The organism is Dietzia sp. DQ11-38-2 (assembly GCF_014145055.1).
GTDB lineage: Bacteria > Actinomycetota > Actinomycetes > Mycobacteriales > Mycobacteriaceae > Dietzia.
In genome coordinates, this window is sequence record NZ_JAALDW010000081.1 from 1 (window position 1) to 13287 (window position 13287).

Annotated in this window: 16 protein-coding genes; 3 read left to right on the top strand and 13 right to left on the bottom strand. The window is 69.8% G+C overall.

The window, feature by feature from the left end:
- From G6026_RS03205 to mftA, 6 genes are all read right to left on the bottom strand, one after another.
- A partial coding sequence (locus G6026_RS03205) for a creatininase family protein (protein ID WP_182612242.1) occupies positions 1–216 on the bottom strand: 216 nt, incomplete at its 3' end.
- A gap of 38 nt (positions 217–254) precedes the next feature.
- The gene (locus G6026_RS03210; RefSeq protein WP_182612243.1) at positions 255–1070 is read right to left on the bottom strand and encodes a mycofactocin-coupled SDR family oxidoreductase; all 816 of its coding nucleotides are present in this window, start codon (positions 1068–1070) and stop codon (positions 255–257) included.
- A gap of 61 nt (positions 1071–1131) precedes the next feature.
- Positions 1132–2355: a pre-mycofactocin synthase MftD gene (gene mftD, locus G6026_RS03215; RefSeq protein ID WP_182612244.1), complete on the bottom strand. Its 1224-nt coding sequence runs from the start codon at positions 2353–2355 to the stop codon at positions 1132–1134.
- Between the two features lie 50 nt (positions 2356–2405).
- Positions 2406–3656, bottom strand: coding sequence for a mycofactocin radical SAM maturase (gene mftC, locus G6026_RS03220; RefSeq protein ID WP_182612245.1), 1251 nt, complete (start codon positions 3654–3656; stop codon positions 2406–2408).
- Positions 3653–3979, bottom strand: coding sequence for a mycofactocin biosynthesis chaperone MftB (mftB, locus tag G6026_RS03225; RefSeq protein WP_107757017.1), 327 nt, complete (start codon positions 3977–3979; stop codon positions 3653–3655). Before mftB ends, mftC begins: the two co-directional genes overlap by 4 nt.
- A gap of 1 nt (position 3980) precedes the next feature.
- Positions 3981–4067, bottom strand: coding sequence for a mycofactocin precursor MftA (mftA, locus tag G6026_RS17090; protein WP_063971908.1), 87 nt, complete (start codon positions 4065–4067; stop codon positions 3981–3983).
- Positions 4068–4237: 170 nt separating this feature from the next.
- Between mftA and mftR the strand changes: the two genes are divergently transcribed.
- Both mftR and G6026_RS03240 read left to right on the top strand, forming a co-directional pair.
- Positions 4238–4828 (top strand): mycofactocin system transcriptional regulator, encoded by a 591-nt coding sequence (gene mftR / locus G6026_RS03235; RefSeq protein ID WP_182612247.1) that lies wholly within the window; start codon positions 4238–4240, stop codon positions 4826–4828.
- Positions 4829–4899: 71 nt separating this feature from the next.
- Positions 4900–5406, top strand: coding sequence for a DUF4442 domain-containing protein (locus G6026_RS03240; RefSeq protein ID WP_182612248.1), 507 nt, complete (start codon positions 4900–4902; stop codon positions 5404–5406).
- A gap of 34 nt (positions 5407–5440) precedes the next feature.
- On the opposite strand, the gene G6026_RS03245 is transcribed toward G6026_RS03240, so the two are convergent.
- The 7 genes from G6026_RS03245 to G6026_RS03275 all read right to left on the bottom strand — a co-directional run bounded on the left by G6026_RS03245 (position 5441) and on the right by G6026_RS03275 (position 12160).
- Positions 5441–6307, bottom strand: coding sequence for an ABC transporter permease (locus tag G6026_RS03245; protein ID WP_107757021.1), 867 nt, complete (start codon positions 6305–6307; stop codon positions 5441–5443).
- Complete coding sequence (locus G6026_RS03250) at positions 6304–7320, bottom strand: ATP-binding cassette domain-containing protein (RefSeq protein ID WP_182612249.1); 1017 nt, start codon at positions 7318–7320, stop codon at positions 6304–6306. The genes G6026_RS03245 and G6026_RS03250 overlap by 4 nt, the downstream gene beginning before the upstream one ends.
- A gap of 102 nt (positions 7321–7422) precedes the next feature.
- Positions 7423–8418 (bottom strand): iron-siderophore ABC transporter substrate-binding protein, encoded by a 996-nt coding sequence (locus G6026_RS03255; protein ID WP_182612250.1) that lies wholly within the window; start codon positions 8416–8418, stop codon positions 7423–7425.
- Complete coding sequence (locus G6026_RS03260) at positions 8415–9245, bottom strand: ABC transporter ATP-binding protein (protein ID WP_107757025.1); 831 nt, start codon at positions 9243–9245, stop codon at positions 8415–8417. Before G6026_RS03260 ends, G6026_RS03255 begins: the two co-directional genes overlap by 4 nt.
- On the bottom strand, positions 9242–10312 hold the full coding sequence (locus G6026_RS03265; RefSeq protein ID WP_107757026.1) for an iron chelate uptake ABC transporter family permease subunit: 1071 nt from the start codon (positions 10310–10312) through the stop codon (positions 9242–9244). The genes G6026_RS03260 and G6026_RS03265 overlap by 4 nt, the downstream gene beginning before the upstream one ends.
- Positions 10309–11382: an iron chelate uptake ABC transporter family permease subunit gene (locus tag G6026_RS03270; protein ID WP_107757027.1), complete on the bottom strand. Its 1074-nt coding sequence runs from the start codon at positions 11380–11382 to the stop codon at positions 10309–10311. The genes G6026_RS03265 and G6026_RS03270 overlap by 4 nt, the downstream gene beginning before the upstream one ends.
- Before the next feature lies 1 nt (position 11383).
- Positions 11384–12160 (bottom strand): siderophore-interacting protein, encoded by a 777-nt coding sequence (locus G6026_RS03275; RefSeq protein ID WP_182612251.1) that lies wholly within the window; start codon positions 12158–12160, stop codon positions 11384–11386.
- A gap of 351 nt (positions 12161–12511) precedes the next feature.
- Here G6026_RS03275 and G6026_RS03280 point away from each other — a divergent pair.
- The coding region (locus G6026_RS03280) for a CoA ester lyase (RefSeq protein WP_182612252.1) at positions 12512–13287 on the top strand (776 nt) is incomplete at its 3' end.

Consider the following 13287-nt stretch of genomic DNA (forward strand, 5'->3'; position numbering starts at 1 on the left):
CCTCCCGATCTCGACCAGCGCCTGCGCCAGGACCTCCGTTCCCATGGACACCGTGCCGGGGAACGACTGGTGCTCCCCGCTCGCGCCGAACGCGAGGGCGGGGAGCACGTGGACGCCGTCGCCCGCGAGGGCCTGCGCGGCCGAGGTGGCCAGCAGCGTGTCCGTCTGGGTGGGCAGGTGCGCGCCGTGCTGCTCGGTGGCACCGAGCGGCAGCACAGCCAGACCGGGCTCGATGGTCAGGCCGGGATCGATGGTCAGACCTTGATCGCGCCCATGTCGACGGTGAAGGTCGACGCGGTGATGGTGCGGGAGGCGTCCGAGGCGAGGAACAACACCGAGTCGGAGATGTCGTCCGTGGTGGCCATCCCCATCCCCAGGATCGGCGTGAAGTGCGGGAGGAACTGGGGCATGTTGGTGAACACGTCGTGGGCCGCGGGGTCGTCGGCACCCATGGGGGTCAGCACACCGTAGGGGTGGATCGTGTTGACCCGGATCCGGTGCTCGCCGAGTTCCTTGGCCGCGGTCTGCGCGAGACCCACCACCCCGTACTTGGACGCCGAGTACGGCGACTGGACCGGCATGGCCTTGAGTCCCGCAACGGAACTCACCAGGACGATCGACCCGCCGTTGTCCGCGGCGAGCATGTGCGGGATGGTGGCCTTGAGGGTCTTCCAGTACCCCGTGAGGTTGACGTCGATCGTGTCCTGCCACTGCTGCTCGTCGATCTCCCAGACCTTGCCCCAGTTGCAGATTCCCGCGTTGGCGATCACCACGTCCAGGCGGCCGCCGAAATGATCGACCCCGCGGGCGACCAGGTCCTGCTGAAACGCCAGATCGCGGACGTCGCCGATCTCGGCGAGGATCTCCCCGCCCTCGGCACGGACCTTCTCGACCGTCTGCGCGAGGTCCTCCTCGGTGGCCGCCTTGTACCCGACGTACTCGGACGGGGATGCGCACAGGTCCAGCCCGATGATGTTCGCCCCCTCCCGGGCGAAGCGGATGGCGTGCTTGCGGCCCTGGCCGCGCGCGATGCCGGTGATGTAGACGACCTTGCCGTCGAACTCTCCCATGGACTGCGATTCCTTCTTCTCTACAGACGTAACGGGGTGGTCCGGACGGGCCGCCCCCTGGTCACTCTCCCAGGCGACGCATGAACCCGTCGGGGATCACGTAGTCGTCCCTGCTCAGCTCGGAGATCGAGGACTTGCTCAGACCGATGAGGCTGGAGTCCAGGCCCGAACGCAGGATGTCCAGGACGTTCTCGACGCCGGCCTGCCCGTTGGCGCCGAGGCCCCACAGGTAGGCGCGGCCGATCATCACGGCGCGGGCGCCCAGGGCGAGCGCCTTGGCCACGTCGGAACCGCGTCGGATCCCACCGTCCATCAGTACCTCGACCCGGCCGTTGACGGCGTCGACGATCGGCGCGAGGCAGCGGATCGAGGCCGGGGTGCCGTCGAGGTTGTTGCCGCCGTGGTTGGAGACCGAGATGGCGCTGACGCCGGCGTCGACCGCGCGCCGGGCGTCGTCGATGCGGGTGATGCCCTTGAGCATGACCGGCCCGTCGTAGTTGTCCACCACCCACGCGATGTCGTCCCACGTCGCGGGAGGAGTGCCCATCCACTCGCCGTAGGCCCCGAAGAAGGTCGGACCCATCTCCCCCTGGTGCACGAGATTCGGCGTGGTGAGGTCGGGGAAACGCTTGTTGGTCACCACGTCGCGCGCCCACTCGGCGGCCCAGCGCGGACGCACCGCGATCTCCGGGGCCAGGGTGAGCATCGCCCTGGCGTCGAGCTTCTCCGGGATGGTCGGGCTACCCCAGTCGCGCCCCATGGAGAACGACCAGTCGGTGGTGAGGATGACGCCCGCCGCGCCCGCGGCCTTGGCCCGCTCCAGTCGCTCGAGAACCTTCTCCTTGCCGCCGAGCCAGTACACCTGGAAGAACGTCTGCGGATTCGCGGCGATGACCTCCTCGATCGGCTTGGAGGCGAAGGAACTCAGTCCCATCGCGGTGCCGCGGGCGGCGGCCGCGCGGGCCACATCGACCTCACCGTCCGGGGTCACGGCCTGGACGCCGGTGGGCGAGATCATCACCGGGAGGCTGATCGGTTGGCCCATGACCGTGGTGGCCATGTCCCGCTCGGCCTTGGCTCCGATCACGTGCGGCTTGGGACCCAGTTCGGCGAAGGCGGCCGTGTTGTCGTCGATCGTCACGCCCTGCTCGCTGCCGGCAACCAGCGCCATGTAGACGCTCCGGGGCAGCTTCTTCTTGGCGCGGCGCTGGGCCTCGGCGACCGATTCGAACCAGGGGTTGGTGCGCCAGGGGTTGGCCTCGGCGATCTTGGACAGGCGTGACACGGGAAGGGCTCCTTAGGGAGGCGGTCGGTGGGGCGGGTCGGCCGGTCCGGTCAGACCGGGGACTCGTCGCACAGGCTGGTGGGCCTGCGCGGAGGGGTGGTGATGAGGGTCAGTGGGACCGGGCCGGTGGGCTGCTTGCGCGCTGCCAGGCCCTTGACCCGGGAGTGGTCCTGTGACGGGGAGGGGATGGAGCGCTCGGCCGCGAGCAGCCCCTCGCCGTACCCCTGGACGCACTCCGGGTCCGGCCCGTCCATGGGCAGGCCGGTGAAGAACTTGGCCGCCATGCACCCACCGCGGCAGCTGTCGTAGAAGTTGCAGGACGCACACGCGCCGGCGGACTGGGGCTCGCGCAGCTCGCGGAAGAGTTCCGAGGTCTGCCAGACGCTCTCGAAGCCGCCGTCGGAGACGGTGTTGCCGGCGAGGAACTCCTCGTGGATCGCGAACGGGCAGGCGTAGACGTCCCCGATCGGGTCGATGAGGCACACCACGCGGCCCGCGCCGCAGAGGTTCAGCCCGGGCAGCGAGCCCTGTCCGTCGCCGAAGGCCGACAGGTGGAAGAAGCTGTCACCGGTCAGGACGTTGGAGCCGTGCTCGACCAGCCAGTCGTAGAGGTCCTTCTGCTGCTCGGGCAGCGGGTGGAGGTCGTCCCAGACGTCGGCTCCGCGGCCGGAGGGACGCAGGCGGGTGATGCGCAGGGTCGCGTCGTAGCGGTCCGCCAGCGCCTTGAACTCGTCCAGCTGGGTGACGTTCTCGCGGGTGACCACCACGGAGATCTTGGCGTCGGTGAACCCGGCGTTTTTGAGGTTCTCCAGGGCCCGGACGGCCATGTCGAACGAGCCCGGGCCGCGGACCGCGTCGTTGACCTCGGCCGTGGCGCCGTCCAGGGAGATCTGCACGTCGACGTAGTCGCTCGCGGCCAGGCGCTGCGCCACGGCCTCGTCGATGCGCACGCCGTTGGTCGAGAACTTCACGCCCACCTGGTGGCTGGTGGCGTAGTCGACGAGTTCCCAGAAGTCGGGGCGGACGGTGGGCTCGCCACCGCCGATGTTGACGTAGAAGACCTGCATCCGCTGCAGCTCGTCGATGATCGATTTGCACTGCTCGGTACTCAGTTCCCGGGGGTCGCGCTTGCCCGACGAGCTCAGGCAGTGCACGCACGCCAGGTTGCAGGCGTAGGTGAGCTCCCAGGTCAGGCAGATGGGGGCGTCGAGGCCACGCTCGAACTGGTCCACCAGGCGGCCGACGGGAGCGGGGGCCGTGCTCGTCGAGGGGGCGTCCGGGCGGCTGAGGGTGCTGGTCATGGGGTCTCCTCGATCATGCGCGAGGCGGCGAGCTGGCCGAGCGCGTGCAGGTACAGGCGGGCGGTCGCGGGGTCGTCGATCGACACCCCGACGGCAGCACACGCCTCGCGGGCGGTGGGGTGATCGGCGAGGGCGCGGACCACCTCGACGATGGTCGGCGACTTGAGAAAGCTGAGCTTGCGGGTGTGGAAGTGGTAGAGCAGAGCCCCGAACGGCTCGGGACGAAGGGCCACTCCGGGGTGCAGGCGCCAGCCGGCGTCGAGGTCGAAGGCCGCGGGCGCGGCGTCCTGTCCGGCGCCGGCCGGCGCTGCTGCCGAGGTCATCTCAGTAGACCCCGCACATGCCGTCGATCGAGACCTCCTCGATGAGGGCCTCCTCCAGCACTACCTCGGTGTTCTGGGCGTTGTCCACGGCGATTCCTCTCGTCAGCGGGTTGGGTGACTCACCGCACACGGTGAGATCTGCATCATATTGACACCTAGTGCCAAATGCAATGGTCTGCGCACAACCCGTCCCCGGGATGCCTCTAGGCTTGGCGATCATGGGAATGACTGAGCCACGGGGATGACGGAGCCACGGGGATGACGGAGCCGAACGACAGTCGCGCGCCCGGACGGCGACCGTCCACGACGCGAGCCTCGATCGTGACCGTGGCGCTCAGGCTCTTCGACCGCCAGGGATACGAGGCGACCAGTGTCGACGAGATCGCCGAGGCCGCCCACATCTCCCGGCGGACGCTGTTTCGCTACTTCCCCGGCAAGGCCGCGATCGCGTGGGGCGAGTTCGACATCCAGATGGACGGGATGCGTCGCCAGCTCGCCCGGATCCAGGCCGCCACCCCGCTGAGGGACGCGCTCGCGGACGCCCTGGTCACCTTCAACACCTTCCCGGACTCCGAGACGCAGGTGCACCGCTTGCGGATGGGACTACTGCTCGGGGTCGACGAACTCCAGGCCCACTCGACGCTCATGTACGCGGACTGGCGTAGCGCCGTGGCCGAGTTCGTCGCCGCGCGCCGCGGGGAGTCGGTGCACGACCTCATCCCCGCCGCCACCGCCCACGCCGCCCTGGGGATCGCCCTCTCGGCCTACCGCCGCTGGGTCGACGAACCCGACGCGGATCAGGCGCGGTTGCACGAACTGCTCCGCCAGGGCACGCGCATCCTGGCCTGAACCGGACTGATCCGGCGGCTGATCCGGCGGCCCGCACCACCGCGAACCTACCGGGGAGTAACATCGGGGCGGTGACCGACACCGCGCCCTCCGCCTCCGCACCCACCCCGACGTTCCGCCTGTGGCAGAAGGCGACCCGCCTCCCGCTGGGCTCGCGCCTGTTCAGCGCGGCCGTGAGCCTCAAGGCGCCCTACTTCCGGACCGTCCTGCCGCACGTGGTGGAGCTGCGCCCCGGCCGGTGCGTCGTCCGCGGCCCCGGCTGGTGGGGCAACCGCAACCACATCGGCACCTTCCACGTGATCGCGGCGTGCAACCTGGCCGAGATGGCGATGGGCATGCTCGCCGAGGCCACCGTGCCGGCCACCCACCGCTGGATCCCCGTGGGGATGAACGTGCGCTACCCGGCCAAGTCGACCGGCGGCATGACGGTCACGGCCGAATGGACCGACATCCCCGATTTCGCGGCTTTCACCAGCGGCCGGGACGTCGAGGTCCCCCTGCGCTTCGTCGACGACGCCGGCGTGGAGCCCGTGGTCGGGACCATCACCATCCGGGTCTCCCCCGAGAAGAAGTCCTGACGACGACCTGCCACGAGGCGGGCCGGTCCGCGGGTCAGTCCCGCGTGCGGGCGTCGAAGGCCTTGACGGCGATCGGCGCGATGATCACCGTCAGACCGACGATCCACAGCAGCGAGGCCAGCACCGGGTGCTGCAACGGCAGCGCGGCGTCCGGCCCCACGGCCGGTGCGTTGCCCCAGAGCTCACGCATCGCCTGGACGACCGAGGCCAGCGGGTTCCACTCGGCGACCGGACGCAGCCACACCGGCATCGACTCCGGCGGCGCGAAGGTGTTGGCGAGGAACGTGATGGGGAAGATCGTCGTGAACATGACGCCGTTGACCGACTCGATGGTCTTGAGGCGGGAACCCACGACGATGCCGATCCAGATCATGACGAAGCCGAAGCCCAGCAGGATGAGGTAACCCAGCACCGCGTCGACGAGCCCGCTCCGGATCCGCCAGCCCACGATGAGACCCGTCAGCGACATCACCACCACGCCGATTGAGGAGTGGATGAGGCTCGAGGCGCTGCGCGCGATGAGGATCGACGCCCGCTGGATGGGCAGCGACCGGAAGCGGTCGATGATCCCCTTGTTGAGGTCGTTGCACAGGCCGGAGGCCACGACGAACGAGGAGAACGCCATGGTCTGCGCCATGATCCCCGGGAGCAGCCACTCGCGGTAGTTCACACCGCCGGCCACGGCGATCGCCCCGCCGAAGACGTAGGCGAACAGCAGCACGAACATCACCGGCTGGATGGTGACATCCGCCAGGTTCTCGGGCTGGCGGCGGATGTGGAAGAGGTTGCGGCGCACCAGCGCGGAGATCTGGCGGCTCAGCGGCGGCCCGTCGGGGCGGTCCGGCATCGCGAACCGCTCATGGGTGGCCGAGGTGTGGGCGGGGTCGGCGACGGTGCTCATACCCGGTTCTCCTGTTCGATGGTGTCGGCGTCCGCGGTGTCAGGCGAGCTCTCCGGGTCCTCGGCCCTCCGGCCGGTGAGGGACAGGAAGACGTCGTCCAGACTGGGGCGCTGGAGGCCGATGTCGTCGAGCTCGATGCCGGCGTCGGTGAAGGCGGCGGCGATCCCCGCCAGCGCCGAGACGCCCTCCGACGGCGCGGTGAGCCGGCGTGCGTCGCGGTCGACGTGCAGTTCCCCGATCCTTCCGTCGAGGACCCGCACGGCCTCGTCCACGTCATCTGGTCGCGAGACGGTGATGACCAGGCTGGCGGCGCCGGACCGGTCCTTGAGCTGCAACGGTGTGCCCTCGGCGATCACCCTGCCGTGGTCGATCACGATCACCCGATCGGCCAGTTGATCGGCCTCGTCGAGGTACTGGGTGGTGAGCAGCAGCGTCGTGCCGTCCCGGACCAGGTCACGCAGCACGTCCCAGAGTTCGTTGCGCGACCGGGGGTCGAGCCCGGTGGTGGGCTCGTCGAGGAACAGCACGGGCGGGGCCGCGACGAGGCTGGCGGCCAGGTCGAGCCGGCGCCGCATGCCCCCTGAGTAGCTCTTGGCCACCCGGGTCGCGGCGTCGCTCAGTGAGAACTTCTCCAGCAACTCGTCGGCGCGCGACTTCACCCTCTTCTTGGGCAGCCCGTACAGGTCCCCGATCAGACGGAGGTTCTCGCGCCCGGTGAGCAACTCGTCGACGGTGGCCGCCTGTGCGGTCAACCCCATGGCCTTGCGCACATCGGCGGGCGCGGTCGTCACGTCGTGGCCGGCGACCCGCGCGGTGCCCGAGGTGGGCGGGCTCAGCGTGGTCATCATGCGGATGGTGGTGGTCTTACCGGATCCGTTGGGACCCAGCAGTCCCAGGACCGTTCCGGGGGGCACGGTAAAGGAGATGTCATCGACGGCGGTGAAGTCGCCGAATTTCTTGACGAGGTGTTCCGCCTCGATCGCGGGGGCGTCGGACGGTGGTGGGGTACTCACCCGCCACAGCGTGCCGCGCTCAGAGGGGGTAGTCAAGACACCCGTCCATTAATGCGGACAGGAAGCGTCCTGAGTGCCCGCCGGCCGCCGACGCCGCGGCGTTCAGTCCCGGACCGCGTCGGCGATGCGGGGCACCAGGGTGTCGAGAGCGTACGAGACCGACAGTGGGGTGTTGACGGAGATGGCCTGGCGTTCTGTCGAGGTCAGGGTCAGGAGCTCTGCGGAGAAACGACCGAACAACTGGTTGTACTCGGTCGGGACGAAGTTCTGGTCGTCGGTGAGGAACAGGACCACGTCGCCGTCGAGCATCGCCACCTCTTCGGACGCCACCTGCACGCTGAAGCTGGACCCGTCGTCCCGGGCTGCGATCGACTCGGGTAGCCGCATCCCGATGGTCTCGATGAACTCCCCGCGCCCGTCCCTGTTCTGGAACCCGTAGTACGTGCCCGGGTCGGAGACGAGCACCGCGGTCCCGGTCTTGCCCTCCAGCTGCGGGTACCGGGCCGTGGTCTGAGCGATGTGCTCCTCCAGCTCGGTGAGCAGCTGCTCCCCCTCCTCGACCCGGCCCAGAGCCCGGGCGATCTGCCGGGTCGCGGGCGCACGATTCACCTGCCACACGTTCGTCCCCGCCGGTCGGGCGACCGTGGGCGCGATCGAGGACAGCCTCGAGTACTGCTCGTCGTCCGTACCGCCCTGCACATCGATGATCAGATCCGGTTCCAGCGACGCGATCCTCTCGTAGTCCGGTTCGCTGGCGCTACCGAGGTCCACCGCGTCGATCTCACCGGCCGCGTCCCGGGCCCAGGGCTGCAGTCCCGGATAATCCGCGCTACGCGCGTAGCCGACCGGGTTGACGCCGAGGGCGATCGCGTTGTCGACATCGCCCCATCCGAGGGTCACCACCCGCTGGGGCTCGGACTCGATCGTGGTCTCCCCGAACTCGTGCTCGACCGTCACCGGGAACGCAGACCCGTCGCCGTCGGAACCGGGGTTCCCACCGCCGGCGGTGGGCGCGTCGCCCGGACTACAGGCGGACAGTCCGACGGCGAGGGTGGTGGCGAGCAGGGCACCGACGGTGCGGCGCAGTGTCGTTCTCATAGTGTGCGGGTCTCCTTCTGCGTGTGGATCGTTCTCTGTCGTCGGTCACGTCCGAGTGGGATGACCTGGGGTGTTCCCGCGACGGGGTCGGGGACCACGCGGCACCGCAGCCCGAAGACCTCGTGGACGAGCTCCTCCGTGAGGATCTCCTCGGGGGCACCGGTGGCCATCACCCTCCCCTCTCGCATCGCGATCAGGTGGGTGGCGTAGCGGGCCGCCTGGTTGAGGTCGTGGAGCACCGCGACCAGGGTTCTGCCCTGGTGGTGCAGGTCGGTGAACATCTCCATGAGCTCGATCTGGTGGGCGATGTCCAGGAACGTGGTGGGCTCGTCCAGCAACAGCAGCGGGGTCTGCTGCGCGAGCACCAGGGCGACCCAGACGCGTTGACGCTGTCCGCCGGAGAGCTCGTCCACCAGGCGCGCGGACAGCTCGGTGGTCTCCGTTGCGGCCAGTGCGGCCGCGACGGCCTCCTCGTCCGCGGTCGACCACTGGCGCAGGAACCCCTGATAGGGGTTGCGACCGCGGGCCACCAGCTCGGCGACGGTGATCCCGTCGGGCGCGAGCGAACTCTGTGGCAGCAGCCCCAGGCGCCGCCCGACCTCCTTGGCCTTGTAGGAGCTGATGTCGCGTCCGTCCAGGATCACCTGACCCCTGGCGGGCGCGAGCAGCCGGGACAAGGCGCGGAGCAGAGTGGACTTGCCGCAGGCGTTCGGGCCGATGATGACCGTGAACGAGTCCTCGGGGACGGAGACCGACAACCCCTCGGAGATGACCCGTGTGTCGTAGCCGACCGTGATGTCCTCGGCGCGCAACGGAGGCAGGCTCATGGGAGCTTCCTTATCTCGTGAATCAGTAGCCAGGTCAGATACGTTCCGCCGATGACGAAGGTCACCACCCCCACCGGCAGCGTCTGAGGTAGCGCGTGCTGGGCGACCAGGTCAGAGGCCAGCAGCAGGACGGCCCCGACGACCGCGGACGGCCAGAGGGTGATCCCGGGCGTGCGGGCGAGACGGCGGGCGACCTGCGGCGCGGCCAGGGCGATGAACGAGATGGGTCCGGCGGCGGCGGTGACGGCGGCCGTCAGCGCGACGCCCACGATGATGAGACCCAGTCGCGAGGGTTCGACCCGGATGCCGATGGCTCTCGCCGCGTCGTCGCCGAGCTGCATCTGCTGCATCGGCCGAGCCAGCAGTCCGAGGGCCAGTATGAGCACCATCACGACCGCGGTGGCCACACCCGTCTGTTCCCAGGTGATCCCGTTCAGCGACCCGGCACCCCACACCGCGGCGCTCATCGCGACCTCGAGTTGGGCACGCAACAGCAGCCAGCTGTTGAATGCCGTGAGCATGGCCGAGACCCCGATGCCGACGATGATGAACCGAAATCCGGTGATCCCGCCCCGGTACGCCAGCAGGTAGACCACCGCGGCGGTGGCCACGCCACCCACCAGCGCCCCTGAGGCCACCTGGGTGTAGCCACCCCCGAGGACGATGAGCACGACGATCGCCCCGGTGTACGAGCCCGTGGCGAACCCGATGACGTCAGGACTCGCCAACGGGTTGCGGGTCACGGACTGGAACACCGCGCCGGAGGCGCCGAGGGCCGCGCCGAACACGACGGCGGCCAGCACGCGTGGGGCCCGCCACTCCAGCACCACGGTCCGGGCGAAGGTCCCGTCAGTACCGGTCAGCACGTCGACCAGTCGGCCGAGGTCGACGGCGTAGCTACCGACCGTCAGGCCGACCACCGCACCGACGCCCAGCAGGACCGCGAGGGCGGCGCAGACGAGGAGGGCCCGGAGGGGGAACCGGACGGAGACACCGTGACGCCGCCACTGCACCTGCCGTGCCCCGAAGTCCACCCGCGAGGCTCCGCTGGCGATGTCGCTGCTCATAGCCCGCTCGCCTTCTTGCGTCGGATCAGGGCGATCAGGACAGGCGCGCCGACGAATGCGGTGACGATCCCGACGGGCATTTCACCGGGACGGATCACCAGGCGACCGAGGACGTCCGAGACGATCACGAGGATCGGCCCCATCACCACCGAGTAGGCGATGATCCAGCGCTGCTCCGGCCCGGTGATCCACCGGGCGATGTGCGGAACCATCAACCCCACGAACAGAAGGGGGCCGGCGATCGCCGTCGCTCCTCCGGCGAGCAGCGTCACCGCGACGACCACCATGGTCCGGGTGAGCGCGACCCGGGTCCCCAGGGATGTCGCGAGATCGTCGCCGAGGGCGATCGCGTTGAGCGCTGTCGCCGCGCCCACGGCCAGCAGCACTCCGAGGATCAGGAACGGCAGCACCGGAAGCAGCACGTCATAGCCGCGGCCGGCGATCGACCCGGCGTTCCAGTGCCGCATCTGGTCGAACGCCCCCGGGTCCACCAGAGTCATGCCCAGGGTGATTCCGGAGAGCACCGCGCCGAGAGCCACGCCCGCGAGCGTCAACCGCACCGGGTCCGCCGGGCCCCGGCCGGCCGATCCGACCAGGTACACCCCCACCGTGACCACCAGGGCCCCGAGGAACGCGAACCACACATACCCGGTGATCGAGGACACCCCGAAGACCGCGACGCCCAGTGCGACGAAGAACGCCGCCCCGGCGTTCACCCCCAGAATTCCCGGGTCGGCGAGCGGATTACGCGTCAACGCCTGGATGAGTGCACCCGACACCGCGAGCCCGGCACCGACCGCGAGGCCGGTCAGCGTCCGCGGCAGCCGCATCTCCCACACGATGAAGTGCTCGTCGATCGCGAGATCGTGGTACCGGAACGCCTCCAGCACCGTGGACAGCGGGATGTCCTTGGACCCGACCGCCACGCTGACCAGTACGGCGACCGCCAGCACCGCCAGGAGGACGATGAGTCCGGCCGAGCGTCGGGTGGTGGTGCCCGCCACTGCCCGAGGGGGGACGGTCCGGGAGCGGGTGGGCACGCCGGTGCCCCGCGAATCGGTGGTCGTCATGTCAGGTGCGTGCCTCGCCCTGACGCCAGTAGCCGCTGAACGTGATCAGTTCCTTCGCCACCCCGCCCTGCGCGATGAGGAAGCGGCGCGCCTCCTGCACGAGCGAGGCCTCCGCGCAGATCCACGCGTAGCTGATCTCTCCCGGCGCGACGCCGTCGAGGACACGGGGGATCGACAGCCCAGGTGGGCCCCCGTCTCTCACGTGCCAGTGCACGGTGGCTCCTGTGGCGATCGGGTGGATGTCGGAGTCGTGGTCCACCTCGATGTGCGCCGTGGCCTGGCTCCCGAGAGCCGCGACGCCGGGGGCCGGCTCCGGGGAGGTGAGTATGGACGACAGCGCGGGAAGGGCGGTCACATCGGCGAAGAACATTTGGCGCCCTGACGGGTCGGTGGGGCTGTACAGGCCGTTGCCCTCGACGAAACCGGCGACGTCCCCGGGAGTGACGGTGGCGGCCCAGCGGCCGCCCGGGCCGCTCGCCGCGTGGTCGTGGTCGCTGTGGTCGCTGTAGTCGCCGTGGAGCACGATGTCGACATCGACCTCACCGACGTCCGGACGGTGGGCGCGGACGGTGTACCACCGCAGCTCGGGCCGGCATCGGTCACCGATCAGGTCCGCCACTCCTCGAGGTGACGATCCGACCAGGCCGTCAGCGGGAAGGTCGAGCCCTGCCGGGCCGGGGATCAGCAGAGCGAAGAAGTCATCCGGGCGCAGGAGCTCATAGTCGGTGAGCTGAGGCGCGTGGAGCGTGATCCGGCGCATCCGCGGGGTCAGCGACACCGCCGCCGTGACCGTGACGGTGAAAGCCCGATAGGTGCCGCGCGGCTCGGGGCGAGGTGCGCGGCTCGGTGGTGAGACCGCTCCCATCACTCGGCCGGCCTCTCGTCGAACGCTGCGCTCACGGCGGCACGGGGCCGGGCATGGGTGATCATCGTGCGCCTCCGTCCTCATCCGGCTGAATATAGGTCAGCCTATCCTTACCCAGTGGGCCCGGGGTCACGCCCCCTGGCACCGCTTCCCGCGTGGTATCTCGCATCCACCCCGGCGTATCGTGGGGAGGTTGCCGCGAGACCCGCCCGTCCCGCGTTGATCCGTTCCCCGAGCAAAGGATGACCGGTACCGATGAGCCCCATGTCGACCATCCCGCCCACGATCGCCCGTTCGTGGTTGCTCCTGCCGGCAGACAAGTCCGAGCGCTTCGACGCGGCCGCGGACTCCGAGATGGACGTCGTGGTCCTGGACGTCGAGGACGGGTGCCGCCAGTCGGAGAAGGAGCGTGCCCGTCGCGAAGTCCGCCAGTGGCTCGAGGCCGGCAATCACGCGTGGGTCCGGATCAACGACGTCCGCTCTCCCGAGTGGGAGAAGGACCTCATGGCGCTGGGCCACTGCCCCGGTCTCGACGGGGTGATGTTGGCCAAGACGGAGAACCCGGAGCACGTCTCGCTCACCGCCGCCCGGCTGGCCCCCGACACCCCGATAGTCGCGCTGGTCGAGTCCGCCGACGGTCTGGCGGCCGCCACGGAGATCGCCAAGACCGACCAGGTGGTGCGCCTGGCCTTCGGCATCGGCGACTACCGCCGCGACACCGGCATCGGTTCCTCGCAGATCGCCCTGGCCTACACCCGGTCGCAGTTCGTCGTGTCCAGCAGGGTCGCCCGGGTGGCCCCGCCGATCGACGGTCCCACCATCTCCAACGACACCCAGGTCCTCATGGACGCCGCCGAGCACGCGGTCGAGATGGGCATGACCGGCAAGCTGTGCCTGCGGGTGGACCAGGCCCCGTACATCAACGAGGTGCTGTCCCCCTCGGCCGCCGACGTCTCCTGGGCCGGTTCCGTGATCGACGAGCTGGGCCCCGGGGGCGAGCGGTGCCGCGACGGCGCGGACCTGCCGCGGCTGGCCCGCGC

Bases quoted from the DNA above. Each gene is read 5' to 3' on its own strand.
- G6026_RS03245 (WP_107757021.1), bottom strand. From the start codon at position 6,307: ATGAGCACCGTCGCCGACCCCGCCCACACCTCGGCCACCCATGAGCGG.
- mftC (WP_182612245.1), bottom strand. From the start codon at position 3,656: ATGACCAGCACCCTCAGCCGCCCGGACGCCCCCTCGACGAGCACGGCC.
- G6026_RS03270 (WP_107757027.1), bottom strand. From the start codon at position 11,382: ATGACGACCACCGATTCGCGGGGCACCGGCGTGCCCACCCGCTCCCGG.
- G6026_RS03255 (WP_182612250.1), bottom strand. From the start codon at position 8,418: ATGAGAACGACACTGCGCCGCACCGTCGGTGCCCTGCTCGCCACCACC.
- mftR (WP_182612247.1), top strand. From the start codon at position 4,238: ATGACGGAGCCGAACGACAGTCGCGCGCCCGGACGGCGACCGTCCACG.
- G6026_RS03265 (WP_107757026.1), bottom strand. From the start codon at position 10,312: ATGAGCAGCGACATCGCCAGCGGAGCCTCGCGGGTGGACTTCGGGGCA.
- G6026_RS03210 (WP_182612243.1), bottom strand. From the start codon at position 1,070: ATGGGAGAGTTCGACGGCAAGGTCGTCTACATCACCGGCATCGCGCGC.
- G6026_RS03260 (WP_107757025.1), bottom strand. From the start codon at position 9,245: ATGAGCCTGCCTCCGTTGCGCGCCGAGGACATCACGGTCGGCTACGAC.
- mftB (WP_107757017.1), bottom strand. From the start codon at position 3,979: ATGACCTCGGCAGCAGCGCCGGCCGGCGCCGGACAGGACGCCGCGCCC.